Raw genomic sequence first — 24,231 nt, 5'->3', positions numbered from 1 at the left:
CCGCCGCACACCGCATATGAAGATATAAAGATTTCTTTATATGCTTGTTGACAGGCTTGCCCCTCTTCCTCTTAATGTCCGTGTCGAGGTTCTTCCGTCAGACGACCGGCGGAAGCTAAGAGGGAATTCGGTGCGCCGAGAGGCAATGCCGAAGCTGCCCCCGCAACTGTAAGCGGCGAGTGGGTGCCGATGATGTCACTGACGCAGGTTTAGCGTTGGGAAGACCGGCCCCCGCGCTGACCCGTGAGCCAGGAGACCTGCCCCGGCGAAAGAACGTCCACGGGCGGGGTGCTCCGGTGAGGCGCATGCGAGCTGGCAGGATTGCCGGTCAATTTCGCACGCGTTCTTTTCAATCTCCTCCGGGACTGGATTTACCTGCCGCCGCGCAACACGCGCGTTTGCGGCGCTTCAACGAGGCGTATCCATGTCCATTCTTGTCTCCAATCTCGGCTTCCCGCGTATCGGGACACGCCGCGAACTGAAAAAAGCGCTGGAAGAATTCTGGTCAGGCCAGATCAGCGCGGAAGTCCTGCAAACTCGCGCCAAAGCGCTGCGCGCTGGGGCTTGGGAGCGGCAAAAATCCGCCGGGATCGATGTCATCCCGAGCAATGATTTCTCACTCTATGATCATGTTCTCGACACCAGTGTGATGGTGGGCGCTGTGCCAGAGCACTATCTGATGCCGAAAGGCCCGGTGGCGCTCGACACCTATTTCGCCATGGCGCGTGGCACACGCGGGCGCTCCGGCTGCGACCTGCATGCGCAGGAAATGACGAAGTGGTTCGACACCAATTACCACTACATGGTGCCGCAATTTTTGGCGGATCAGGATTTCGAGCAGTGCACGACGAAGCCTTTGGATGAATTCCGTGAAGCCAGGGCGCTGGGCATCGCCACGCGCCCCGTTCTCGTCGGCCCGGTCACCTTCCTGCTTCTCGGCAAACCCGCGGGCGAGAAGTTCGACACGCTGCGGCTTCTGCCTGCGCTGCTGCCCGTTTACGCCTCGGTCTTGAAGCAACTCGCGGCGGAAGGCGCAGACTGGGTACAGATCGATGAGCCCTGCCTGGTGCAGGATTTAAGCGACGCCGCCAAAGAAGCGCTGCGCTTTGCCTATCAGACTCTGGCCGCCGAAGTGCCCCAAGTGAAGCTGATGCTCACCACCTATTTCGGCGGGCTTGGCGATAATCTCGAAACCGCGCTGGCCCTGCCGGTGGCGGGGCTGCATCTTGATCTGGTGCGCGCGCTGGATCAGCTCGATAGCGTGCTCGCCAAGGCGCCGGAGGACCTCACCCTGTCGCTCGGCCTTGTCGATGGCCGCAACATCTGGCGCAGCGATCTCTGCGCCAAGCTTGAAACGGCGGAGAAGGTTTTGGCGAAGCGCAAGCCTGAAAAGGTGATGCTGGCGCCGTCCTGCTCGCTCATCCATTCGCCCATCGACCTCGAGTTGGAAACCGGGCTCGATCCCGATCTGAAAAGCTGGCTCGCTTTCTCGGTGCAGAAGCTGGATGAGCTTTCCATTCTCGGCCGGGCGTTGAATGAAGGCCGCGGCGCGGTGGCAGACGCTTTGGAGGCCTCTTCGCAAGCGGCCGCAAAGCGCAAGACCTCGCCCAAGATTCACAATGCGGCGGTGAAAGCGCGGCTGGAAGAGGTGACGCCGCAAATGACGGCGCGCGCCTCTGCCTATCCCGAACGGCGCAAAGCGCAAAAAGCCTATCTCGGCCTGCCGCTGTACCCCACCACCACCATCGGCTCTTTCCCGCAAACCAAAGTGGTGCGTGAGGCACGCGCCTCCCACGCTAAAGGCATGCTCGATGATGCGGCTTACGACGAGTTCCTCCGCCGCGAGACGGAAGCTTGCGTGCGCTGGCAGGAGGAAGCGGGCATCGATGTGCTGGTGCATGGCGAGTTCGAACGCAATGACATGGTGCAGTATTTCGGCGAGCAGCTTTCCGGCTTTGCCTTCACCAAACATGCCTGGGTGCAAAGCTATGGCTCGCGCTATGTCCGCCCGCCGGTGATTTTCGGCGATGTCAGCCGCCCGAAGCCCATGACCGTGAAGTGGACGCGTTATGCCCAATCGCTCACCAAGAAGCCGATGAAAGGCATGCTGACGGGGCCGGTGACGATCCTGCAATGGTCCTTTGTGCGCGATGACCTGCCGCGCGATGCGGTGTGTGCGCAGATCGCGCTCGCCTTGCGTGATGAGCTGGCCGATCTGGAAGCGGCGGGCATTTCGGTGATCCAAGTGGATGAGCCTGCCGTGCGCGAAGGTCTGCCGCTGCGCCGCAAGGACTGGGTGCTGTATCTCGCCTGGGCGGTGGCGGCATTCCGTTTGGCGACCTCGGGCGTGGCGGACGCGACCCAGATCCACACCCATATGTGCTATGCCGAGTTCAACGACATCATCGAAGCTATCGCCGCCATGGACGCCGATGTCATCTCCATCGAGACCGCGCGCTCGAAAATGGAACTGCTCGACGCTTTTGCCGAGTTTCATTACCCCAATGAGATCGGGCCGGGCGTTTATGACATCCACTCCCCGCGCACGCCCAGCGTGGAGGAAATCGTCGCGCTGTTGAAAAAGGCGGGCGAACGTCTGCCCGCGGAGCAAATCTGGGTCAATCCCGATTGCGGCCTCAAAACCCGCAGCTGGGACGAAACCCGCCCCGCCTTGCTCAACATGGTGGCAGCGGCAAAGAAGATGAGGGGGTGATTAGAAAGGGCGCGCGGGCAATTTGCTCGCCGCCCTATTCCCACATTGTCATCCCGGGCGAGTTGGCGCGTTGCGTAGCGCGCGGCTACGAGACCCGGGATCCACTTTGAAATCTGAGCAGGCGTTAGAGTGGATCCCGGATCGCGCCCAATTGCCAGACGAAGGCATTTTTGCGGGCGCGTCCGGGATGACAAGCTTGGATGGATTAAGCCCTACGCCACGCCCATCGAGCACAAGAACGCGCAAGTGTCCTTGTCATCTTTTTGAATGTGCATGGTGAGCGAGGTGGCAAGGCGAGGCAGCACTTCGGCCCTGAGCGCCATCATATCGCCCTTAGCGGCGCAATCGCGATACTCGATCGCCTTGGCGGTGAGGAGCTCGTGATGGCGGCGATGACGCTCGGCTTCTGGATAACCGGTATTGATGAAAAGGCTCTCTTCGTGCCGGAAATGGGCGACTGTATGTTCCAAGAGCTGATCGAATAAGCGCACCGTATCGCGCGGCTCGCCTGTGCTGGCGCTATCGTAAAGCGCGTTCATCAGGCTGACGAGTTCGCGGTGCTGGTCGTCGATGGAGGCCACGCCATTACCCAAGGCCTCGTCCCATGTCATGAGTGCCATGTTCGTTTCTCTCCCCCCGCGGCTTTCTTTTTCGAGCCGTCGGAAGTGGAAACGCTACGCCTGCCGCGACAGAGGCGACATGGGCAGAATGACGCGGGGGCCCGATGCGACCCGGTCTTGGCTGGCGGCTATTCCCGCCCCATGGCCTTTTTCTCCACCTCGACAATCGGGCCATCGGTGAAGAGGTATTCCTTCAGCTCCTTGTCGAAGCGCGGCTCGCGGCGGCGGATCCATTCCAGGATCATGGCGGCGTGCTCGATTTCCTCATCGGCATTGTGCAGCAGGATCGCCTTCAGCTCGGCATCCTCGGTGTCGTCGGCACGCTGGCGGTACCAATCCACCGCTTCCAGCTCCTCGCGTAAGGAATTGATCGCGTAATGCAGATGCAGGTTGCGGCGGGAGAGCTTATGCGCGGGAATATGAATGCCCCCGCCGCCGCCTGAGAGAACCGGTGCCGTAGGCGGGGCGGGCTGGACATCTTCTGGCTTCGCGGCCGCGAAAAGCGCGGGCTTTTCCGCCAATTTTGGCTGCTTTTTGCGGCCAAAGAGGAATTTGAACATAGTGAGCCCCGTCATTAACGCCACTAAATTAGAGATATTCTAAAAAATAGAAACCCTGATGACGGCGGCGAAGTCCCCAACGCGCACGATCATTTCAAGGTTTTGTCCTTTCGATACAAGGACGTGTCTTGTGAAGACGGGGCCGAGAAGCTACAAACCGCCGGCCATGGAAGCTTTCAGCCACCTTTCGGGCGTTGCTGCGCCCCTGCCGATGATCAATGTCGACACCGACATGATCATCCCCAAGCAATTTTTGAAAACCATCAAGCGCACTGGCCTCGGTGCCGCGCTGTTCCACGAGATGCGGACCCTGCCCGATGGCAGCCCGAATCCGGATTTCGTGCTCAACAAGCCGGCCTACCAGAACGCCAAGATCTTGATCGCAGGCGCCAATTTCGGCTGCGGCTCGTCGCGCGAACACGCGCCCTGGGCGCTGCTGGATTTCGGCATTCGCTGCGTGATCGCGCCCAGCTTCGCCGACATCTTCTTCAACAACTGCTTCAAGAACGGCATCCTGCCGATCACCCTGCCCCAGAGCGAAATCGACAAGCTACTCGACGACGCCAGCCGCGGCGCCAACGCCATTGTCTCAGTGGACCTGGAGAAACAGGAAATCCACGGGCCGGATGGCGGCACGATCAAATTCGATGTCGATCCTTTCCGCCGCCAGTGCCTGCTCAATGGCTGGGACGATATCGGCCTGACGCTGCGCCACGAGAAGGACATTTCGAGCTTCGAGGAAACCCGCAAGCTCTCCGCCCCCTGGCTGTAACTCCGCACCCAGTTTTTGATCGTCATGGCCGGGCCTGACCCGGCCATCCATCAGCGGAAATTCTCTCCAGCATGGATGGCGCCTCAAGGGTGGCCATGACGGAAAAGGGAAACACCCCATGACCTATAAGCTTCTTCTTCTTCCTGGTGACGGCATCGGGCCGGAAGTGCTCGAATCCACCAAGCGCGTGCTCGGCTGGTACAAGGCAAAGCGCGGTTTCGCCTACACGACAGAAGAAGATCTGGTCGGCGGGATTTCCTATGAGACCCATGGCAGCCCGGCGACCGATGCCATGATGGAAAAGGCCAAGGCGGCTGATGCCATCCTCTTCGGCGCGGTTGGCGGCCCGCAATGGGATAAGCTGCCCTTCGACAAGAAGCCGGAACGCGGTCTCTTACGTTTGCGTGGCGATCTCGGCCTTTTTGCCAATCTCAGGCCGGCGCTGTGCTTTGACGCGCTGAAGGACGCTTCCACCCTGAAGCCGGAAATCGTCTCCGGCCTCGACATCCTCATCGTGCGCGAGTTGACGGGCGGCGTTTACTTCGGCCAGCCCAAGGAACTCGTCACCCTGCAGAATGGCGAGAAGCGCGCCGTCGACACCCAGATCTATTACACCCACGAAATCGAGCGCATCGCGCGCGTGGCGTTCGAACTTGCCCGCCTGCGCTCTGGTCGCGTCGCCTCTGCCGAAAAGTCGAACGTGATGGTGACCGGCGTGTTGTGGCGCGAGGTCGTGCACAAGATCCACGAGACTGAATATCCCGATATTCAGCTCTCCGACATTCTCGCCGACAACTGCGCCATGCAGCTCGTGCGCGCGCCCAAAACCCTGGACGTCATCCTGACTGACAATCTCTTCGGCGATATTCTGTCGGATGAAGCAGCCCAGCTCACCGGCTCTATCGGCATGCTGCCTTCGGCTTCGCTCGGCGCCAAGACGGCGGATGGGCGCCAGCCGGGCTTCTATGAACCGATCCATGGTTCGGCGCCGGATATCGCGGGCAAGGACCTCGCCAACCCGATCGCCACGCTCCTCTCCTTCGGCATGTGCCTGCGCTATTCCTTTGGCCGCGTCGAAGATGCCCGCCTGCTCGACAAGGCGGTGGAGAACGTGCTCGCGGAAGGCTATCGCACCGGCGACATCATGCAGCCCGGCATGACCAAAGTCGGCACCACCGCGATGACGGACGCGATCCTGAAGGCGCTGGACAAGCTGGTGGGATAATCCCCCAATCCAGTTTCGCTATTTCGCGAGAATGGCCGGGTCAACGCCCGGCCATTTCTTTTTGAGCCTTACGCCGCGTGGGAATCCACGTCTGACGCGCTGTCCTTGGTCGCTGGTTGCGCTTCGGGAATAGCGCGGACACCGCCGATGAAAAGCCCGGTGGCGAAATCGGCGGCGGCTTCTGGATCCAAAGGCTCACGCTTCAGCATCTGCTCGGCCACTTCGAACGCGACCCCGACCATCGCCGCCATCAGGAAATCGGCGTCGAGCGGCGGAAACACATTCTTGGCGACGGCGCTCTCAATATCCTCGCGCAGTTCCTCAAAGCCCGCGATAACTTCCGGCGTGCGCAGCCGCGTGCTTTCTGCATGACGGATGGTGTGGAAGTTCATCCGGTCGCCCGCGACATATTCAAAGAAGGTGCGGAAGGTACAGCGGATGAATTCTTCCACACTCGTTGCCTTACGCCGCTCATCGGAAAGACGCGGACGGATGGCGAGCGCCACCTCGTCACGGATCGCCTGATACACTTCTTCCTTCGATTTGAAGTAGTTGTAGAAGGTGCCCGAAGCGAGCGGCGTAGCACGAATGATGTCGCGTACCGTGGTGGCGCCATAGCCGAGATCAGCGAAGACCTGGCGCGCCGCATTGAGGATCAAAGCCCGGTTCTGAATCTTGGTCTGTTCGCGCTTGCCTTTGGATGCAATGCCGTCCATTCGCCCAGTCCTTCCGCTGCACCAACCGGTTGTGCGATTTTCGCGTCAACGGATTGTATGTATTGCGAATCTTCTGGGATTAAAAAGCATAAACATTGCCGCCTCAACTGTGACGTGGGCGGAGGAATTGACGAATGTGTGAAAATTTTCGCTCTAACGGCAGGTTCGAAAGCTTAGCTCAAAGCACCGCGTGTGAAGCCCAACCGCCCGCCACCTGTAAACAACAATGACAGTGCAGTGATGATGAAGAGCATTTCGGTCTCGAGCCCGTAGGCGCCTTCGGGTGAAAACGCGAGAAGCTGCGACAGCCCCGAAAGACCGATCAGCGCGGCGATTTCGGCAAAGATGAAGAATGCGCCCAGCCGCGTGAAGACGCCGGTCAGCACCATCAAGGGCCCAAGGATTTCGCCGAAATAGGCGATGTAAGCGAGATTTTCCGGCAATCCGTGCGCGGAAAGAAGGGACTTCACCGGATCAAGTCCGGTCAGAAGCTTGTGCACGCCATGAAACAGCAACAGCCCGCCCAGCCCCAGACGCAAGAACAGTTTACCGAGATCGTCAGCCATCGACCTGTGCCCCCAACATGCTTACTAACTAAACCATTATAGCAAATCGCTCGCAGTCTGATGACGGCGATTGCGCGTGTGTCAGGTGGATATTGGAAAAATGGTTTACACCCGCGGGGCGCTATCTTTGCGGGCGCGGCGGATCACCGGACGCGGCGGCGAAAAAGGCTTCGCGGTCTGCTTGATGGTTTTGCGCGCCACACGCGGCAAAGGCTTTCGCGTCCGGAAGAGCGGCGCCTTCTGCGGCGCGGCTTTGGCCTCCAACACGGCCATGGGTGCTGCTTGCGGTGCGGCAGCCATCAGGACTGGCCTTAACACCGGCTCCGCCAAACGCGGCTCAGGCTTGGGACCCGCCGGACGGAAGGCATAGCGCAGCCCCACCAAAATCATCAGTGCAAGGAAGGCCAGCGCCAATCCGATCGCGATGCGAATCTCAACCGGCTCGGCGATAAAGGTCTTCACCGCCAGCCGCCATACCTCACCCCAACTCATCGCCCCTACCCCCGCGACGTATTTCTGGCGTCATCCTGCACGAAACAGGGCGCGCGAAAAAGCCCGTTTTCAGAAGCTTTTCCGCGTTGGGGCGCCTGCTTAGCCAAGAGGCAATACGCCGTCTGATGAGGCGGTCAGGCGGGGATATCAGCCCCCACAGCCTCGGCAACCGAGGCGAAACCGTCGCGCGCCAGACAGGCCAGAAGTTCGCGCTTAAGCCGCGGAATTAGGCCCGCGCCATGGTAAACGAGCGAGGTATAAAGTTGCACCAAGCTCGCACCGGCGCGGATCTTGGCATAAGCCTCTGCGCCCGAACTGACGCCGCCCACACCGATCAGCACGATTTTGCTTCCCACGCGCTTGCGTACCTCGCGCAGGATGTAGGTGGAGGGCACAAAGAGCGGCTTGCCCGAGAGCCCGCCAGTCTGGCCCGCATGCGGGCTTTTCAGCGTCTCCGGCCGGGCAATGGTCGTGTTGGTGACAATCATCCCGTCGAGACCTGCGGCCAGCACCTCGGCGGCGATATCGTCGAGCGCGGCCTCGTCGAGATCGGGCGCGATTTTCAAGAGCAGCGGAATCTTCGCGGCCCCGCGCGCTTCGACCAGCACGCCAAGCAGACGGTGCAACTCCTCGCGGTTCTGAAGCCCGCGCAAGCCCGGCGTATTGGGCGAAGAGATGTTGACCGTCACGTAATCGGCGAGCGCGCTCAAGGTCTGAAAGCCGAGGCGATAATCGGCGATGCGGTCGGCGCTATCCTTATTGGCACCGATATTGATGCCGACAATACCCTTTCCACGGCGCTTGAGACGCTCGGCCACCACGGCCATGCCGTCATTGTCAAAACCCATGCGGTTGATCACGGCGCCGTCTTGCGGCAAGCGGTACATGCGCGGCTTGGGATTGCCCGGCTGGGGGCGCGGCGTGACCGTGCCGCATTCGGCAAAGCCCATGCCCATTTTCAGCATAAAGCGGAAGGCGCGCGCGTTCTTGTCGAAGCCGGCGGCAATTCCGAAAGGATTGGGGAAGCTTAGGCCCAAGGCGTTGACTGCCAGGCGCGGGTCATCGCGCCCCGGACCGGGCAGGAAGGGCCCGAACCTTGCCGCCAGTTCCACCGTTAGCTTATGTGCGGGTTCTGGTGGCAGAAGCCGGATGGCTGCGACGGCTAAATCCATCATGCGATTCCCCTGGACGAAAAGCGCCAAAAAGTGGTAATTCCTATCTTCGGCTTTGTATTAGGAACAATAACCGACAAAAGGGATCACCTTCTTAATCCCTTGCTCAGCATCACTCTCTTCAGGAAAGCGCCCAAACCGCCACTTTGTGCAAGGTGCGATTTGGCCCAATTGCAAACCATCCAAGGAAATTTGTCCCGGATGGCGGTCACAGCAAGGTTCAGGAATTCGACAGCATGCTGACGCATAAACAAATTTGGAACGCGATCGACGCCCTGGCCGCCAAGAACAGGCTTTCGGCCTCCGGTCTTGCCAAGCTTGCCGGGCTCGATCCCACCACCTTCAACAAATCCAAACGCGGCACCGCCAATGGCAAGCTGCGCTGGCCCTCCACCGAGAGCATTTCCAAGATTCTCACCGCCACCGGCGCCTCGCTGGAGGAATTCGTGGCGATGGTGACCGAAGTCGCGCCCGGCTTGCCGCCGGTGCGGCTGGTGCCGCTGGTGGGCATGGCGCAAGCGGGCAGCGACGGATTTTTCGACGATGCGGGCTTTCCGGTCGGCGCGGGCTGGGACGAGATCCCCTTCCCCGATCTTGGCGATGAGCGCGCCTATGCGCTGGAGATCAGCGGCGCCTCGATGGAGCCGGTCTATCGCGATGGCGACCGCATCGTGGTCTCCCCCGCCGCCCCGCCGCGCCGCGGCGACCGCGTGGTGGTGAAGACCCTGGCAGGCGAAGTGATGGCCAAACAACTCGCACGCCTCACCGCCCAGCGCGTGGAGCTGAAATCGCTGAACCCGGCCTATGAGGACCGCTCTTTCGCGATGAGCGAAATCGCCTTCATGCACCGCATCATCTGGGCGAGCCAGTAGGACAGTACTTCCCTCTCCCCATTGCGGGAGAGGGAAAGACTTCACGCCCGCTTCGTGTTCCAGTGCTCCCAGTTGATGGAGCCGTCGCGTAGGCGGACCCAGCTTTTGAACTGGCCGGGCTTGTCGGCGTAAAGCTCGAACACGCGCCCGCCGCGCAGCCTTGCATTGCGCGCATCGGTTTCGGCGATATGGGGATAGGCGTTGAGCACACCGGTGACGCCGATGAAGCCGAGCGTCACACCGCGATATTCGCCGATGTAATTGTTCTCGTGGTCATGGCCGCAGAACATGCCCATCACATCCTTGCGTTCCAACACGGCGGCGAAGAGCCCGCTATTAATGCCCGACGGCGCTTCATCCTCGCCGCGCGCACCTTCGATCTTTTTGCTCGCGGCCAGATCGATGAATTCACGCACCGGAATATGGAAGAACATCAGCGCCGGAAGATAACCGTAACGCTTTTCAAGCTCGGCTTGCGTGGTGTGATACCAGGCGATCTGATCCTGGTGCACCCATTCATAGCTGAGGGTTTCATCCTTTGAGCCCTTGCCGGAATCAAGCTGCCAGATATTGGCGAGCGGTTTGTTGCCCTCGGCGTCCCAGACCAGCATGTGATGATTGCCGGTGCCGGTGATGGCGCGGTTCCAGCCCGCGTTCAGGTTATGTGGATAGGCTTCGAACAGCGCGAAGAAGGCATCATCGGCGAGACCAGTATGCGCGTTATGCTCGCGGTCGTGATTGCCGAGCACCACCGCCCACGGCACGCCCGCCTTTTCCATCGCGCGCGCAACTTGGTCCACCGCATCCTTGACCTCAGCGATGGTGCGGGAATCCCCGCCCATGATGTTGTCGCCATTGCAGAGCACCAGATCGGGCTTCTCCGCCGCAATCATCTCGGAGATCAGCGAGACCGCATAAGGATCCTGCTCAGGGCCGAAATGCAGATCGGTGACGGCGAGGATCTTGAACTTCCCCTCGCGGCTGAAACGCAGGCGACGCCCGGCCTCCCCGGAAGCGGCCTTATCCTTGGCGGTTTGGCCCGCGCGATGCGCTTCCGCGACAGCGGCAAGGGCGGCGCCTGAAGAAAGGGCGGTGAGAAATGTGCGGCGTTCCATGGGGCGACTCACTCGAAAATTCCGGCTCCGCTCTAGGCCGGAAATCTGACAGTTGTACCCGCCTCCCAAGAACCAGACGCCGTACTCCATACGACAGTTGACTCTATTTAACAGAGTAATCTAAGGTGAGGCAAGATTTGAGGAGAGGCCCATGTCTTTCGCCGATGCGTTCAGCAACCCCGACGTGATCCGCAACGCCTATTTCACCAGCTATTGGGCCTGGATCCTGATGGAAATCTGGATTTTCAGCCGCGATGTCCGCAAAGGCAGCGGCCAGAAGAAGGACCGGGGCACCTTCATCCTGATTTGCGTCCTGATTACCGCGGGCATCACCCTCGCCTTCTGGGCGCCGCATCTTTGGCCTCAAGCGAAGATGGCCCTGCCCATGCTGCCGCGGGTCTGGACTGCGATCACGCTGATCTGGGCCGGCATCTTCCTCAGAAGCTGGGCGGTGCTCACCCTGGGGCGGCACTTCCGCACCTCGGTGCGTATCCTCGATGACCATAAGCTGGTGACCAGCGGGCCGTATCGCGTGCTGCGCCACCCCTCTTACACCGGCGGGCTGATCACCGTCTTCGGCGTGGGGCTGGGGCTTGGCAATTGGATTTCGCTGGCGGCTGCCTTCGCGGGGATTTTCATCTCCTACAGCGTGCGCATTTTGGTGGAAGAGAAAGCCCTGCGCGAGCATTTCGGCGAGGCCTTCGAGGCCCACGCCAAACGCACCTGGGCCGTGCTGCCGCCGCTGTGGTGAACCACTCCGTCATGGCCGGGCTTGACCCGGCCATCCAGACGGTCACGCAACCCGGAAAAACTGCGAAGCAAAGAATGGATGGCCGGGTCAAGCCCGGCCATGACGATTAGGAAACAAACTCTCCCGCCAGGGCCTTTTCGATCAGCTTGGCGGTTTCCTCGCAGCCATAGAGCGCCGCGAAGGAGCCGAAGCGCGGCCCCTGAGACTGGCCGAGGCAGACCTCGTAGATCGCCTTGAACCAATCGCGTAAGGGCTCGAATTTGTGGCGCTTGCCGATTTCGAAAATCTCGAACTGCACCTTCTCCGCATCGTTCTCGCCGCCGAAAGCTTTCAACGTGGTCGCAAGCTCGCTCAGGGCAGCGCGTTCCATGTCGGTGGGGGCGCGATACTTCTTGGTCGGCTTCACGAAGTCTTCGTAATAGCGCACCGCATAGCCAACGAGCTTGTCGAGACCCGGGTTCTTTTCCGGCGAGGCATCCTTGGCATAAGCGCGGATAAAACCCCACAAAACCTCGCGATTATGCGCATTCGAAGCACTGACGAGATTGAGCAGCAGTGCAAACGACACCGGATAGGATTCCGCCGGCGGGTTTCCGCCATGGATGTGGAATACCGGATTTTCGAGATGCTGCGCCGCTTCGGTTTCCTTGGTGCGATAGTTTTCCAGGAAGGTGACGTAATCATCCACGCAGCGCGGAATAACGTCGAAGTACAGCTTCTTGGCGACGCGCGGCTTCTGGAACATGAAAAGCGCAAGGCTCTCTTCCGTGCCATAGGTCAGCCAGTCTTCCACCGAAAGGCCATTGCCCTTCGACTTGGAAATCTTCTGGCCGGAATCATCGAGGAAGAGTTCGTAGTTAAAGCCCTCCGGCGGCTTGCCACCCAGGGCGCGCACGATCTTGGAGGAGAGCTCGACCGAGGAGATCAAATCCTTGCCCGCCATTTCGTAATCGACGCCCAGCGCCAGCCAGCGCATCGCCCAATCGGCCTTCCACTGCAGCTTCACATGGCCGCCAGTGACGGGCGTCTCGAAGCGATCGCCCTCATCATCGACATAGACGATGGTGCCCTTCTCCACATTCCATTCCAGGATCGGAACCTGCAGCACCACGCCCGTCTTGGGCGAGACCGGCAGGAAGGGCGAATAGGTGGCCTTGCGTTCCGCACCCAGCGTCGGCAGCACGATGTCGCGCACCTTTTCGTAATTCTTCAGGACCGTCAGCAGCGCTTCATCGAAACGGCCGGACTTGTAGCAATCGGTCGCCGAGAGGAATTCGTATTCGAAACCGAAGCGATCCAGGAACGCCTGCAGTCGCGCGTTGTTATGCGCACCGAAGCTCGAATGTGTGCCGAAGGGATCGGGGATCGCGGTCAAGGACTTGCCGAGATGCTCTTTCAGCATTTCCTGGTTCGGCACATTGTCCGGCACTTTGCGCAGGCCATCCATGTCGTCCGAGAAGGCCACCAGCTTGGTCGGCTTATCGCTCATAAGCTGGAAAGCGCGGCGCACCCAGGTGGTGCGGGCCACTTCGCCGAACGTGCCGATATGCGGCAGGCCCGAGGGGCCGTACCCGGTCTCGAAAATGACCTCTTCGCCTTTGGTGGCGCGCGCCAGAAGTTTCCTTGCCTCTTCAAAGGGCCAAGCATGGGCTTTCAGCGCGTCATCGGACAGGGGCGAACTCATGGTCTTTTAGAAGCCTTAAACGGTTTGGAAAGGCGGCGAAGCTAGGCTTGGGGGGCCATGACGTCAACGTCCGCACCAAAGAAAATCCCCTCCGATTTGGCCATTTCTGAGGCCGAAAACCGCGCCTTCGCGCGGCTGGAGGAAGCCTTTGGCGACACGCTCTGGGCGATGTTGCGCCACTACATCCGCGCGGGCGAAACCATTTCAGAACACCTCTCCGAAGCCGTTCTCTGCGCCCATTGGCAAGAGGCGGTGCGGCTAGCGCTGGAATTGGGCGCTGCGGGCGCGCCTTTCGCGTTTTCCGAGATCGATGCGGCGGCCAAGGCTTTCGCGGCCTCGGTTTACGAAGGCAACACGGCCCATGCCCGGCGCAATGCCGCACAGATGGTGGTGTTCGAATTCGAAAAAACCACCCTGATGCTGCAAAGCCGCTATCCGGGTCTGGTGGAATCCTAGCCCGCTTCTGGTCCATACTCCGGTGTGCCCAGAATCGATGACCCTCCCGATAATCCTATCGCTGTCAGCGGCTTAAACCGCGTCCGCGCACTTGTGCCTACGGCAACGGGCGCTGCGGTTTATGACGGCGATCTGCGGCTGGTGACCAAGCGCGAGGCGGGCGAGCTTTTCCAGAGCGGTGAGGTTCTCGTCGCCCATGCCGCCTTTGTCGCCGGACGGCTGGGGCTGGACGCGATGCGCCAGGTCTATGACCTGCTCGAACTCTTCGTCTTCGTGCGCCCCTGCCAACCCTGCGTGCCGAGCGCGCTGGGCGTTGCGCGCGCCCTGCGGATCGAGGTGCCGGAAGGCCCAGGCGGCATCGCCAAGACCATGCACGCGGCGGCACAACAATTATTGGGAGAAATCTCCTTTCTCCCCGAAAGCGTGAAATCGGCGCTGCGCCCCATGACGCTCACCCTGATGAAAGCGGGCTGGCGCTGGGCGCCCATCGTCCTCGACATCATCGGGACCTCCGATCTGCAAAAAGCCCCGCTCGCGGGCTTCGAAGTCTGGCGCACGCTGTCCGAATGGGAAGACGAGCCCGCACCCGCAAAACCCTCCTCCCAGCCCGTCACCCCGCAGGAAGCCCGCGCAAGGCTCTCTCAGCTTGTCGGCCTCACCGGTGAGGAACGCCAAGAACAGCGCGCCTATGTCGATGCGGCGAGCTACGCCTTTGCCCCGCGCGAACGTTCCGGCGCGCCGAAAATCGCATTGGTGGAAGCGGGCACCGGCATCGGCAAAACGCTCGGCTATCTCGCGCCCGCCAGCATCTGGGCAGAGAAGAACGGGCCGGGGCTTTGGATCTCGACCTATACCCGCAATCTGCAGCGCCAGATCGTATCGGAAATCTCGCGGCTCTTTCCTGATCCTTCCGAACGCGATGAAAAAGCGGTCGTGCGCAAGGGACGGGAAAACTATCTCTGCCTGCTCAATTTCGAAGAGGCGATGAAACGCGCTGCCTTCACCCCCAGCCAGCGCACGGTCGCCCTCGCGCTTGTGGCGCGCTGGGTTTCGGCGACGCCTGATGGCGATATTTCCGGCTCGGGTTTTCCGGCGTTTCTTGCAAGCCAAATGAGTCTTCGCGAAATCACCGACCGGCGCGGCGAATGCATTTACGGCGCCTGCCCGCATTATCGCGTCTGTTTCATCGAGAAGATTGTGCGCCGCGCGCGGAAAGCGGAGATCGTGGTAGCCAACCACGCGCTCGTCATCGCCAATGCCGCGCAGGATTGGCAAGGCCCGGATCAGACAAATGATGTCCCCGGCGATGTCCCCCTGCCCGCTCCGGCGCAGAACGACGCTGAGAACGAGCGCCGCGTGCGCTATGTTTTCGACGAGGGCCATCATCTTTTCGATGCCGCCGATAGCGGTTTCGCCGCTGCCGTGTCCGGCACCGAGATGGCGGATTTGCGCCGTTGGATCAGAGGCCCCGAGGGGCGCATGCGCTCACGCTCGCGCGGGCTGGAAGATCGTTTGAGCGAGCTTGTGCAAGGCAATGAGGACGCCGAAAAAGCCCTGAACGAAGCGGTTTCCGCCGCGAGCGTCTTGGCCGCAGAGGGCTGGGCGGCGCGGCTGGGCGCCCCCCATGGCCCTGGCGAAGTCTTCCTGGCCAACATCTACCAGCATGTCCGCGCCCGCAGCGAGGACAAGGACGCCTTCTATACCCAGGAAACTGATATTTATCCGCTCACGGATGAAGTCAGCGATGCCGCGCGCGAGCTGGCCATCGGGCTCCGCCGTCTTGCGACACCCTTGCTGAAACTTGCGGGCGCCTTGCGCAAAAAGCTCAATGACGAAGCCAAGGATCTTGATCCCTATCAGCGCGGGCGCTTGGAGGCAGCGCGGCGGGGGCTTGAATGGCGCGGCCATATCGTCCTGCCCGCCTGGATATCCATGCTGGAAGCGCTTGAAACCGGCGAAGTGAATGACGAATTCGTCGATTGGTTCGAGATCGCGCGCGATGATGGGCGGGGCCAGGATGTGGGCCTCGAACGGCGCTGGGTCGATCCCACCATTCCGCTCGCGAGCGAAGTTCTGGGCAATGCGCATGGCGCGCTGATCACCTCCGCCACTTTGCGCGATGCGGGGCTTGGCGAAGACGATTGGCAATCGGCGGAGGTGCGCACCGGCGCGCTGCATCTGCCCGAGCCACCAAAGCGCGCAAGCTTCGGCTCGCCTTTCGATTACGGCCAGAACAGCCGCGTCTTCGTGATCAAGGATGTGGAGCGGCGCGATACCGAACAGCTCGCTGCGGCCTATCGCGAGCTGTTTCTCGCCTCGGGCGGCGGCGCGCTGGGGCTCTTCACCGCCGTGCGTATGCTGAAGGGTGTTGCCCAGCGCATCGCTGCGCCCCTCGCCGAAAAGGGCCTCACCCTTTACGCCCAGCATATCGACAAGCTCGACACCGGCGCGCTGGTGGACCTGTTCCGCAGCGAGGAAAATTCCTGCCTTCTCGGCACCGATGCCTTGCGCGATGGCGTGGACGTGCCGGGGCGCTCCTTGCGCCTCGTGGTCTTCGACAAAGTGCCCTGGCCCAAGCCCACGATCCTGCACAAGGCGCGCCGGGCCCGCTTCGGCCGCTCCTATGATGACCTTCTGACAAGGCTGAAGCTGAAACAGGCTTTCGGGCGGCTGATCCGGGGGGCGGAGGACAAGGGCTGTTTCGTCATCCTGGAATCGGCCACCCCGTCGCGGCTTTTGAGCGCTTTCCCCCCCGAAACCCCGGTAAAACGCTGCGGTTTGGCCGAAGCCATCCGCGAAATCCGTGAGTTTCTCGCCCCCGCCCAGTGACGGGGGCCCTTCTGGCGGCTAGTTTCGGCCCCATGACCCAAGACGAAGCTTCCGAAGACTACGGCAAGAACGCCACCGGCATCCTGCCTGGCCATATCCTGACCCGCCTGATTGGCGAGGGCCGTGAGGTCCGCATCGCCGAGGCCCTGGCCGAAACTCAGATTCAGCCCGCCAGCGTGGATTTGCGCCTTGGCGCCATGGCCTATCGGGTGCGGGCAAGCTTCCTGCCGGGCCCCCATGCGACGGTCGAAGAAAAATTGCGCGAAGTCGCGCTGCACGAGATCAGCCTGGAACAGGGCGCGGTTCTTGAAACGGGCTGCGTCTATGTGATTCCGCTCTTGGAATCGGCCGAGTTTTCGCCGCGTGTCTCGGGTCTTGCCAACCCCAAAAGCTCCACTGGGCGGCTCGACGTCTTCACCCGCCTGATCACCGACCGCTGCACCGGCTTTGACCGGGTTGAGACCGGCTATCACGGCCCTCTTTACGCCGAGGTCTCCCCCCGCACCTTCCCGATCCTGGTGCGCAAGGGCTCGCGACTCAATCAGCTTCGCGTGCGCCGCGGCTCGCCGCAATTCACCGATACCCAGCTTCGCCGCTTGCATGCCGAGATTCCCTTGGTCGAAGGCGAGGCCGATATCGACAATGGGCTGGGGCTGTCGGTCGATCTGAAAGGCGATTTCAAAGGCGATGGCAGCCGAATCGTCGGCTGGCGGGCCAAGCGCCACACCAACATTATTGATGTCGACAAGCGGGGCATCCTCGATCCGCATGAATATTGGGACGCCATCGAACCCGCCAAATCCGGCAATATCGTTTTGGACCCCGACGAATTCTATATTCTCGCGTCACGCGAGGCGGTGGCGATTCCACCCGAATACGCTGCAGAAATGGTGCCCTTCAACCCGCTGATGGGCGAATTCCGCGTACATTACGCGGGCTTCTTCGACCCCGGTTTCGGCTATGCCCATGGCCATCCCCCATCGGCGCGCGCGGTTTTGGAAGTGCGCTCGCGTGAGGTGCCCTTCATCCTGGAACATGGCCAGACCATTGGCCGCTTGGTCTTCGAAAGGCTGACGGAAGTACCTTCAACTGCCTACGGCGAAGGCATTGGCTCAAATTACCAGCGGCAAGGATTGAAGCTCTCTAAACACTTCCAGGATTAACCACCTTTGTTGTTGCGTTGAATCCACAAAGGCCCGGCAAATTACTGGACGGCAATAAGCCCCGTTGCCAAATCCGTTCATTTTTGGACAAATCCCCCCGCTGCTTGGTGATACCGGGGGGAAACGGAGTATCACCAAACGGCCAAGGTCCTGTTCCAAGGGGGCAGCGTGAGGCGGCTACGGTGCTTAACGGCGTCGGCCGCCTCATGAATTTTCAGGAATGCGTTTACCTCAAGCCGCTTTCAGCCTGCACCGCCCTTTTATAGGCTGGCGCCATGCCGACGCTCGATGTTTTCCTCCTCTTTATGGCAGGTGCTTTGGCGCTGAACATAACGCCAGGGCCGGATATGACTTTTGTGCTGGCGCAAGCCGCACATCGCGGCACGCGCGCGGGTCTCGCCGCAGCGCTGGGCATCGGTACCGGAACGCTGTTTCACATGACGCTCGCCGCCTTCGGTTTGGCGGCGCTGTTCGTCGCCTTTCCGCTTGCCTTTGATGTGGTGCGCTATGCCGGAGCGGCCTATCTGATCTGGATCGCGGTGGGCATGCTCCGCCATCCGCCACGTTTTTCCGAAAGCCGCGAGGACGGTGCCATCGGCACCGCATTCCGCCAAGGCGTGGTGACAAACATCTTCAATCCCAAGGTGGCGATTTTCTTCATCGCCTTCCTGCCCCAATTCGTCACCCGCGATGCCGGACCCGCCTGGCTGCAAATCCTTATATTGGGCGTGTGCTTCAACCTCTCGGCCACCTGCGTGAATTGCATTGTCGCCTTTGGCGGCGGCAGGCTGGCCGGGCGGTTAAAGGCCAATCCACTCATCGCCAAGATCATGGGTTATATCTCGGCAAGCGTGATGGGCCTTTTAGCGCTCCGGCTGGTACTCTCTGGACGGCGGTAGGCTTTGCCTCACGCCGCCGCGTTCTCCCGCGGATTATAGTTCAGGATCGGGGCGAGCCAGCGCTCGGCCTCTTCCAGGCTCCAGCCCTTGCGGCGCGCATAATCCTCGACCTGATCCTTCTCGATCTTGCCGACACCGAAATAGCGCGACTCCGGGTGGGAGAAGTAGAAGCCCGAGATCGACGAGCCCGGCCACATGGCAAAGCTCTCGGTTAGTTTCACACCGGTCTTTTCCTCGCCATCAAGGAGCTTGAAGAGCGTTGCCTTCTCGGTGTGATCGGGCTGGGCGGGATAGCCAGGCGCAGGGCGGATACCCTGATATTTCTCGGCAATGAGTTCCTCGTTGGAGAGGGTTTCATCCGCAGCATAGGCCCAGAACTCACGCCGCACGCGGGCATGGAGTTTTTCAGCAAAGGCTTCCGCCAAACGGTCGGCCAATGCACTGAAAAGGATCGCAGAATAATCGTCCTTCTCGGCCTTGAAGGCAGCGGCGCGTTCGTCTTCGCCATGGCCCGCCGTCACGATGAAGGCACCGATGTAATCCTCAACCCCCTTGGGCGCGATGAAATCGGCGAGCGCAAGATTGGACTTGCCGCCTTCGCGCGCCATTTGCTGGCGGATGGTGTGAAGGGTTGCGATGGGGAATTTGCGCGCCTTGTCGCCATAGATTTCGATGTCGTCATCGCCTTTGGCATTGGCCGGGAAGAAGCCGAAAGCAGCTTTCGCGGTCAGCCATTTCTTGTCGATGATCTTGGCGAGCATCTTCTGCGCGTCGTTATAGAGCGCGGTGGCGGTCTTGCCGTATTTGTCGTCCTCCAGGATCGACGGGAACCTCCCGGTCAATTCCCAGGCCTGGAAGAAGGGCGTCCAGTCGATGGTCTGGGCGAGTTCGGCCAGATCATATTCTTGATAGCTGCGGCTGCCGAAGAAGGTCGGACGCACCGGCGCGAAATCGAGCTTGGGCTTATTGGAACGTGCTTCCATGATGGAGAGGCGCTTGCCCGGCGCACGCTGCGCGGCGTGGTTCTTGGCGATCTCCTCATATTCGGCGCGGATGCCCGACCTATATTCCTTGCCGTTCTGACCGAGCAGGCTCGAGGCCACACCCACCGCACGCGAGGCGTCCGGCACATAGATGGTCTGGCCCCGGCGATAGGCCGGATCGATCTTCACCGCCGTATGGACGCGGCTCGTGGTGGCCCCGCCGATCATCAGCGGAATATCGAAACCCTGCCGCTCCATCTCAGAAGCGATATGCACCATCTCGTCGAGCGAGGGGGTGATGAGGCCGGAAAGTCCGATGATATGGGCGTTATGTTCCTTGGCGGCGTCGAGGATCTTCTGCGCCGGGGTCATGACGCCGAGATCGATCACCTCATAGCCGTTACATTGCAGCACCACGCCGACAATGTTCTTGCCGATGTCGTGCACGTCGCCTTTCACCGTCGCCATGATGATGCGCCCGGCGCTTTCCTTCACACCGGCATTGGCCGCTTCCATGAAGGGCAGAAGATGGGCCACGGCTTTTTTCATCACGCGGGCGGATTTGACCACCTGCGGCAGGAACATCTTGCCCGAGCCGAACAGATCGCCGACCACATTCATACCCGACATCAACGGCCCTTCGATGACATCGAGCGGGCGCGGCAGCTTCAGGCGGCATTCTTCAGTGTCTTCGGTGACATAGGCATCGATGCCATGCACCAGGGCATGGGTCAGGCGCTCTTCCACGGGGAGCGAACGCCAGGCCGCATCCTGCACCTCGGCCACAGAGCCATCACCCTTATACTTCTGGGCAATGTCGAGCAGGCGCTCGGTGGAATCGGCGCGGCGGTTGAGCAGAACATCTTCCACCGCCTCACGCAATTCCGTCGGGATGTTCTGATAAACGGTAAGCTGGCCCGCATTGACGATGCCCATATCCATGCCCGCCTTGATGGCATGGAAGAGGAAGGCCGAATGCATCGCCTCGCGGACCTTGTCGTTGCCACGGAAGGAGAAGGAGATGTTGGAGACGCCGCCAGAGATATGCGCGTAGGGGCACTCTTTGCGGATGCGCGCCGTCGCGTTGATGAAGTCGTTGGCGTAGTTGTTGTGCTCTTCGATGCCGGTCGCCACCGCGAAAATATTCGGATCGAAGATGATGTCTTCCGGCGGGAAGCCGATGCGGTTCACCAGGATGTCATAGGCGCGCTTACAGATGGAGACCTTGCGCTCCTCGGTATCGGCTTGGCCGGTTTCATCAAAGGCCATCACCACCACGGCGGCGCCGAAGAGGCGCAGTTCCTTGGCATGGGCGATGAACGCCTCTTCGCCTTCCTTCAGCGAGATCGAATTGACGATCGCCTTGCCTTGCACGCATTTCAGGCCCGCCTCGATCACGCTCCATTTGGAACTGTCGATCATCACCGGCACTTTGGCGATGTCCGGCTCACCGGCGATCAAATTCAGGAACCGCACCATGGTGGCTTCGGAATCGATCAGGCCTTCATCCATATTGATGTCGATGACCTGGGCGCCGCTTTCCACCTGCTGGCGCGCGACTTCCAGAGCGGCATCAAAATCGCCGTTCTTGATCAGCTTTTTGAACTTCGCCGAACCGGTGATGTTGGTGCGCTCGCCGATATTTACGAAATTGGAATCCGGCGTCACCGTAAAGGGTTCGAGGCCCGACAGGCGTAGATATTTCGGCTTTTCCGGAATCTGGCGCGGCTTGATGCCTTTAACAGCTTCAGCAAACGCCGCGATGTGGGCCGGCGTGGTGCCACAGCAACCGCCGACAATGTTCACAAGACCGGACCGCGCGAATTCCTCGATCTTCACCGCCATGTCTGCGGGGCTGTCGTCATAGCCGCCGAATTCATTGGGAAGACCGGCGTTCGGATGCGCACTGACAAGGGTATCGGCGACCGCGGAAATCTCAGCCACATATTGGCGCATTTCCTTGGCGCCGAGCGCGCAGTTGAGCCCGATAGCAAAAGGATTGGCGTGGCGCACCGAATGCCAGAAGGCTTCCGTGGTCTGGCCCGTGAGCGTGCGCCCGGAAAGATCGGTGATGGTGCCGGAAATCCAGATCGGCAGGGTTTCGCCGAGTTCCTCGAACACTTCTTCCAGGCCATAGATCGCCGCTTTGGCGTTCAAGGTGTCGAAGATGGTTTCGATCATCAGAATATCGGCGCCGCCCTGGATGAGCCCGCGCGCTGCATCGCGATAGGTGGCGCGAAGCTGATCAAATGTCACATTGCGATAAGCCGGGTCATTCACATCGGGCGAGATGGAAGCGGTGCGGTTCGTCGGGCCAAGGCAGCCCGCCACAAGGCGCGGGCGATCCGAGGTGGTGCGTTCGTCGCAAACGGCGCGCGCCAGCTTGGCACCCTCGAAATTGAGCTCATAGACCAGATCCTCCAGCCCGTAGTCGGCCTGCGCCGTGGCAGTGGAGTTGAAGGTGTTGGTCTCGATGATATCGACACCCGCATCCATATACTGGTTGCCGATCTCGCGGATCAGCTCTGGCTTGGTGAGGGTGAGAAGATCGTTATTGCCCTTCAGGTCATGGCCATGGCCGGAAAAGCGATCGCCGCGAAAATCGGCCTCGCCCAGCTTATAGGTCTGGATCATCACGCCCCAGGAGCCGTCCAAAAGGAGGACGCGTTCCTTGGCTTGCTCTTTCAGCCAGGCGATGCGGGAAGCGCGGTCGAAGCTCATGGATTTTCCTTCGGCGTAAGGCCCAGAATGCGGCAGGTCGCGTAGGTCAGGTCGGCTTGATTAAGCGTGTAGAAATGAAACTGGTCGAAGCCTTTGGCATAAAGATCGCTGACCTGTTCGGCCATCACGGCGGAGGCCACGATGCGACGGCTTTCAGGATCATTGTCGAGCCCTTCGTAGAGCCCGGCGAGCCAGGTCGGCACCGATGCACCGCAACGCCCCGCCATGCGCGCAATGCCTTTGAAATTGGTGGTCGGCATCAAGCCCGGCAGGATCGGCACATTGATGCCCCAGCGATCGGCGCGATCACGGAACCGCGCCAGCGTCTCGTTGGAAAAACAGAACTGCGCAATGGCGCGCGTCGCGCCTGCTTCCACCTTCTGCTTCAGAAGATCGAGATCATGTTCCAGCGAGGGCGATTCCGGATGGCGCTCGGGATAGCAGGAGACGCTGACCTCGAAATCGGCAATCGAACGAATACCGGTGATCAGCTCCGGCGTGGAGGCATAGCCTTCGGGATGATGCGCATAAGGCGTGCCCGCCACCGGCATATCACCACGCAAGGCCACGATATCACGCACACCCGCATGCCAATATTCGCGGATCACCTCGTTCACTTCGCTCTTGGGCGCGGCAACGCAGGTCAGATGCGCGGCGGTTTTAAGGCCGGTCTCCTGCACCAAGCGCTTCACCGTGGCATGGGTGCGATCACGCGTGGAGCCACCCGCGCCATAGGTCACCGAAACAAAGCTGGGCGACAATGGCGCCAGTCTTTTGATCGAGGTCCAAAGCTGTTCTTCCATCTCCGCCGTCTTCGGCGGGAAGAATTCGAAGGAGACGCGAATAGGGCGGTCCCTCTGGGCGATATCTTTCAGGCTCATGCGGCTTTGCCTTGTTGGGCCTTGGCCTCCGAACGGCCAAGCCAGAGTTTCACGATCAGTTTGTCTTTTGCCTCAGCGGGGGGCGCGATGGCCTCGCTGGCGGATAGTTTGAGCCCTGCCGCCTGGAACCACCCCAGGACTTCCTTGTCGGAGAAGCCAAGACGGCGATGGGCATAATCCGTGCGCAGAAACTCCAAATCGTGCTGGACGAAATCGGCGATCAGAAGCCGCCCGCCTTGGCGCATCACGCGCGCGGCCTCAACCACCGCCGCAGCGGGGTCGTCAAGATAATGCAGCACTTGATGGAAAAGCACGACATCAAAACCCGTCTCGCCATTGCCGCTGTCGAAGGGCAAGCGATAAGAGTCGGCCAAACGCACCTGACAATGGGCAAAACCGCCCCGCATCAGCTTATCGCGCGCGATGGCGAGCATTTCCGGGCTGACATCAACCCCCACCGCCCGGCGCACCGATGGCGCCAGAAGTTCCAGCATCCGCCCCGTGCCAGTTCCGGCATCGAGGAGTTGCTGAATCGGCTCGCCTTGGAGCTGGCGCAGGATAGCCGTTTCCACCTCGCGCTCAGGGGCGTAAAGGGAGCGGATATGGCCCCATTCGGCGGCATTTTCCTTGAAATAGGCGGCGGCCTCGGCGGCCCGCTTTTCGCGCACGGTCGCCAGGCGTTTCAAATCGGCTTCCGGCGGTCCCGGCAGCAAGGCTTCCAGGGCCTGAGAGAGCGCAGCCGCCTCCCCCTCTTCCGTGGCGCGGTAGAAAACCCAGCTTCCTTCCTTGAAACGCTCGATCAGCCCCGCCCCGCAAAGAAGCTTCAGATGGCGCGAGACGCGTGGCTGGCTCTGGCCGATAATCTCGATCAACTCACTGACCGTCAGCTCGGCCTGGCGCAAAAGCAGCAAAAGGCGCAGCCGCGTGGGATCGCCCGCCGCGCGCAGCATGCCTACAAGCCTGTCCATTGCCTCGCCTTGGGCCATATCTGGGTCCGAAAACATATAAACATATCTTTATATGCTTCGTTTGACCGCCTGT

Annotated in this window: 20 protein-coding genes and 1 riboswitch; of the genes, 9 read left to right on the top strand and 11 right to left on the bottom strand. The window is 60.8% G+C overall.

What is annotated here, in order from left to right:
- The first annotated feature begins 69 nt into the window (after positions 1 to 69).
- Positions 70 to 279: riboswitch (cobalamin riboswitch) on the top strand.
- Between the two features lie 145 nt (positions 280 to 424).
- Positions 425 to 2,713 carry a 5-methyltetrahydropteroyltriglutamate--homocysteine S-methyltransferase gene (gene metE / locus FHS83_RS10830; protein WP_167082976.1) on the top strand — a complete coding sequence of 763 codons (2,289 nt, stop codon included), beginning with the start codon at positions 425 to 427 and terminating at the stop codon, positions 2,711 to 2,713.
- 212 nt (positions 2,714 to 2,925) lie between these two features.
- Here metE and FHS83_RS10825 read toward each other — a convergent pair whose 3' ends face one another.
- Both FHS83_RS10825 and FHS83_RS10820 read right to left on the bottom strand, forming a co-directional pair.
- Positions 2,926 to 3,333, bottom strand: a complete 408-nt coding sequence (locus FHS83_RS10825) for a bacteriohemerythrin (RefSeq protein ID WP_167082975.1) — start codon at positions 3,331 to 3,333, stop codon at positions 2,926 to 2,928.
- A gap of 128 nt (positions 3,334 to 3,461) precedes the next feature.
- On the bottom strand, positions 3,462 to 3,758 hold the full coding sequence (locus FHS83_RS10820; protein ID WP_167085421.1) for a ferritin family protein: 297 nt from the start codon (positions 3,756 to 3,758) through the stop codon (positions 3,462 to 3,464).
- Positions 3,759 to 4,059: 301 nt separating this feature from the next.
- Here FHS83_RS10820 and leuD point away from each other — a divergent pair, with 301 nt between their 5' ends.
- Positions 4,060 to 4,665: a 3-isopropylmalate dehydratase small subunit gene (gene leuD, locus FHS83_RS10815; RefSeq protein ID WP_167082974.1), complete on the top strand. Its 606-nt coding sequence runs from the start codon at positions 4,060 to 4,062 to the stop codon at positions 4,663 to 4,665.
- A gap of 118 nt (positions 4,666 to 4,783) precedes the next feature.
- On the top strand, positions 4,784 to 5,890 hold the full coding sequence (gene leuB, locus FHS83_RS10810) for a 3-isopropylmalate dehydrogenase (protein ID WP_167082973.1): 1,107 nt from the start codon (positions 4,784 to 4,786) through the stop codon (positions 5,888 to 5,890).
- 68 nt (positions 5,891 to 5,958) lie between these two features.
- On the opposite strand, the gene FHS83_RS10805 is transcribed toward leuB, so the two are convergent.
- The 4 genes from FHS83_RS10805 to FHS83_RS10790 all read right to left on the bottom strand — a co-directional run bounded on the left by FHS83_RS10805 (position 5,959) and on the right by FHS83_RS10790 (position 8,839).
- On the bottom strand, positions 5,959 to 6,606 hold the full coding sequence (locus FHS83_RS10805; protein ID WP_167082972.1) for a TetR/AcrR family transcriptional regulator: 648 nt from the start codon (positions 6,604 to 6,606) through the stop codon (positions 5,959 to 5,961).
- 173 nt (positions 6,607 to 6,779) lie between these two features.
- The gene (locus FHS83_RS10800) at positions 6,780 to 7,172 is read right to left on the bottom strand and encodes a DoxX family protein (RefSeq protein WP_167082971.1); all 393 of its coding nucleotides are present in this window, start codon (positions 7,170 to 7,172) and stop codon (positions 6,780 to 6,782) included.
- 105 nt (positions 7,173 to 7,277) lie between these two features.
- Positions 7,278 to 7,664 (bottom strand): hypothetical protein, encoded by a 387-nt coding sequence (locus FHS83_RS10795; RefSeq protein ID WP_167082970.1) that lies wholly within the window; start codon positions 7,662 to 7,664, stop codon positions 7,278 to 7,280.
- 134 nt (positions 7,665 to 7,798) lie between these two features.
- Positions 7,799 to 8,839, bottom strand: coding sequence for a quinone-dependent dihydroorotate dehydrogenase (locus tag FHS83_RS10790; RefSeq protein ID WP_208414478.1), 1,041 nt, complete (start codon positions 8,837 to 8,839; stop codon positions 7,799 to 7,801).
- A gap of 233 nt (positions 8,840 to 9,072) precedes the next feature.
- Here FHS83_RS10790 and FHS83_RS10785 point away from each other — a divergent pair, with 233 nt between their 5' ends.
- Positions 9,073 to 9,708 (top strand): S24 family peptidase, encoded by a 636-nt coding sequence (locus tag FHS83_RS10785; RefSeq protein ID WP_167082969.1) that lies wholly within the window; start codon positions 9,073 to 9,075, stop codon positions 9,706 to 9,708.
- A 41-nt stretch (positions 9,709 to 9,749) separates the two neighbouring features.
- Here the strand turns inward: FHS83_RS10785 and FHS83_RS10780 are convergent, their stop codons facing one another.
- Complete coding sequence (locus tag FHS83_RS10780) at positions 9,750 to 10,823, bottom strand: metallophosphoesterase family protein (RefSeq protein WP_167082968.1); 1,074 nt, start codon at positions 10,821 to 10,823, stop codon at positions 9,750 to 9,752.
- 151 nt (positions 10,824 to 10,974) lie between these two features.
- Between FHS83_RS10780 and FHS83_RS10775 the strand changes: the two genes are divergently transcribed.
- Positions 10,975 to 11,574 carry a methyltransferase family protein gene (locus FHS83_RS10775; protein ID WP_167082967.1) on the top strand — a complete coding sequence of 200 codons (600 nt, stop codon included), beginning with the start codon at positions 10,975 to 10,977 and terminating at the stop codon, positions 11,572 to 11,574.
- A 106-nt stretch (positions 11,575 to 11,680) separates the two neighbouring features.
- Here the strand turns inward: FHS83_RS10775 and FHS83_RS10770 are convergent, their stop codons facing one another.
- Positions 11,681 to 13,258, bottom strand: a complete 1,578-nt coding sequence (locus tag FHS83_RS10770; RefSeq protein WP_167082966.1) for a lysine--tRNA ligase — start codon at positions 13,256 to 13,258, stop codon at positions 11,681 to 11,683.
- 57 nt (positions 13,259 to 13,315) lie between these two features.
- On the opposite strand from FHS83_RS10770, the gene FHS83_RS10765 reads away from it, so the two are divergent.
- The 4 genes from FHS83_RS10765 (at position 13,316) to FHS83_RS10750 (ending at position 18,605) form a co-directional block, all read left to right on the top strand.
- Complete coding sequence (locus FHS83_RS10765) at positions 13,316 to 13,714, top strand: hypothetical protein (RefSeq protein WP_167082965.1); 399 nt, start codon at positions 13,316 to 13,318, stop codon at positions 13,712 to 13,714.
- Between the two features lie 93 nt (positions 13,715 to 13,807).
- Positions 13,808 to 16,543: a helicase C-terminal domain-containing protein gene (locus tag FHS83_RS19785; protein ID WP_208414476.1), complete on the top strand. Its 2,736-nt coding sequence runs from the start codon at positions 13,808 to 13,810 to the stop codon at positions 16,541 to 16,543.
- 32 nt (positions 16,544 to 16,575) lie between these two features.
- Positions 16,576 to 17,706: a 2'-deoxycytidine 5'-triphosphate deaminase gene (locus FHS83_RS10755; protein ID WP_167082964.1), complete on the top strand. Its 1,131-nt coding sequence runs from the start codon at positions 16,576 to 16,578 to the stop codon at positions 17,704 to 17,706.
- Between the two features lie 275 nt (positions 17,707 to 17,981).
- Positions 17,982 to 18,605, top strand: a complete 624-nt coding sequence (locus FHS83_RS10750) for a LysE family translocator (protein WP_167082963.1) — start codon at positions 17,982 to 17,984, stop codon at positions 18,603 to 18,605.
- Positions 18,606 to 18,613: 8 nt separating this feature from the next.
- Here FHS83_RS10750 and metH read toward each other — a convergent pair whose 3' ends face one another.
- The 3 genes from metH to FHS83_RS10735 are packed head-to-tail and all read right to left on the bottom strand — an operon-like array spanning position 18,614 to position 24,158.
- Positions 18,614 to 22,309 carry a methionine synthase gene (gene metH / locus FHS83_RS10745; protein WP_167082962.1) on the bottom strand — a complete coding sequence of 1,232 codons (3,696 nt, stop codon included), beginning with the start codon at positions 22,307 to 22,309 and terminating at the stop codon, positions 18,614 to 18,616.
- A complete protein-coding gene (gene metF / locus FHS83_RS10740; protein WP_167082961.1) occupies positions 22,306 to 23,190 on the bottom strand; it encodes a methylenetetrahydrofolate reductase [NAD(P)H] in 885 nt (294 codons plus the stop codon). The genes metH and metF overlap by 4 nt, the downstream gene beginning before the upstream one ends.
- Positions 23,187 to 24,158, bottom strand: coding sequence for an ArsR/SmtB family transcription factor (locus FHS83_RS10735; RefSeq protein ID WP_167082960.1), 972 nt, complete (start codon positions 24,156 to 24,158; stop codon positions 23,187 to 23,189). Before FHS83_RS10735 ends, metF begins: the two co-directional genes overlap by 4 nt.
- Between the last annotated feature and the right edge of the window lie 73 nt (positions 24,159 to 24,231).

The organism is Rhizomicrobium palustre, assembly GCF_011761565.1.
GTDB classification, from domain to species: Bacteria; Pseudomonadota; Alphaproteobacteria; order Micropepsales; family Micropepsaceae; genus Rhizomicrobium; species Rhizomicrobium palustre.
The sequence above is the reverse complement of the archived record's forward strand: the minus strand, read 5'-3'. Positions and strand labels throughout refer to the sequence as shown.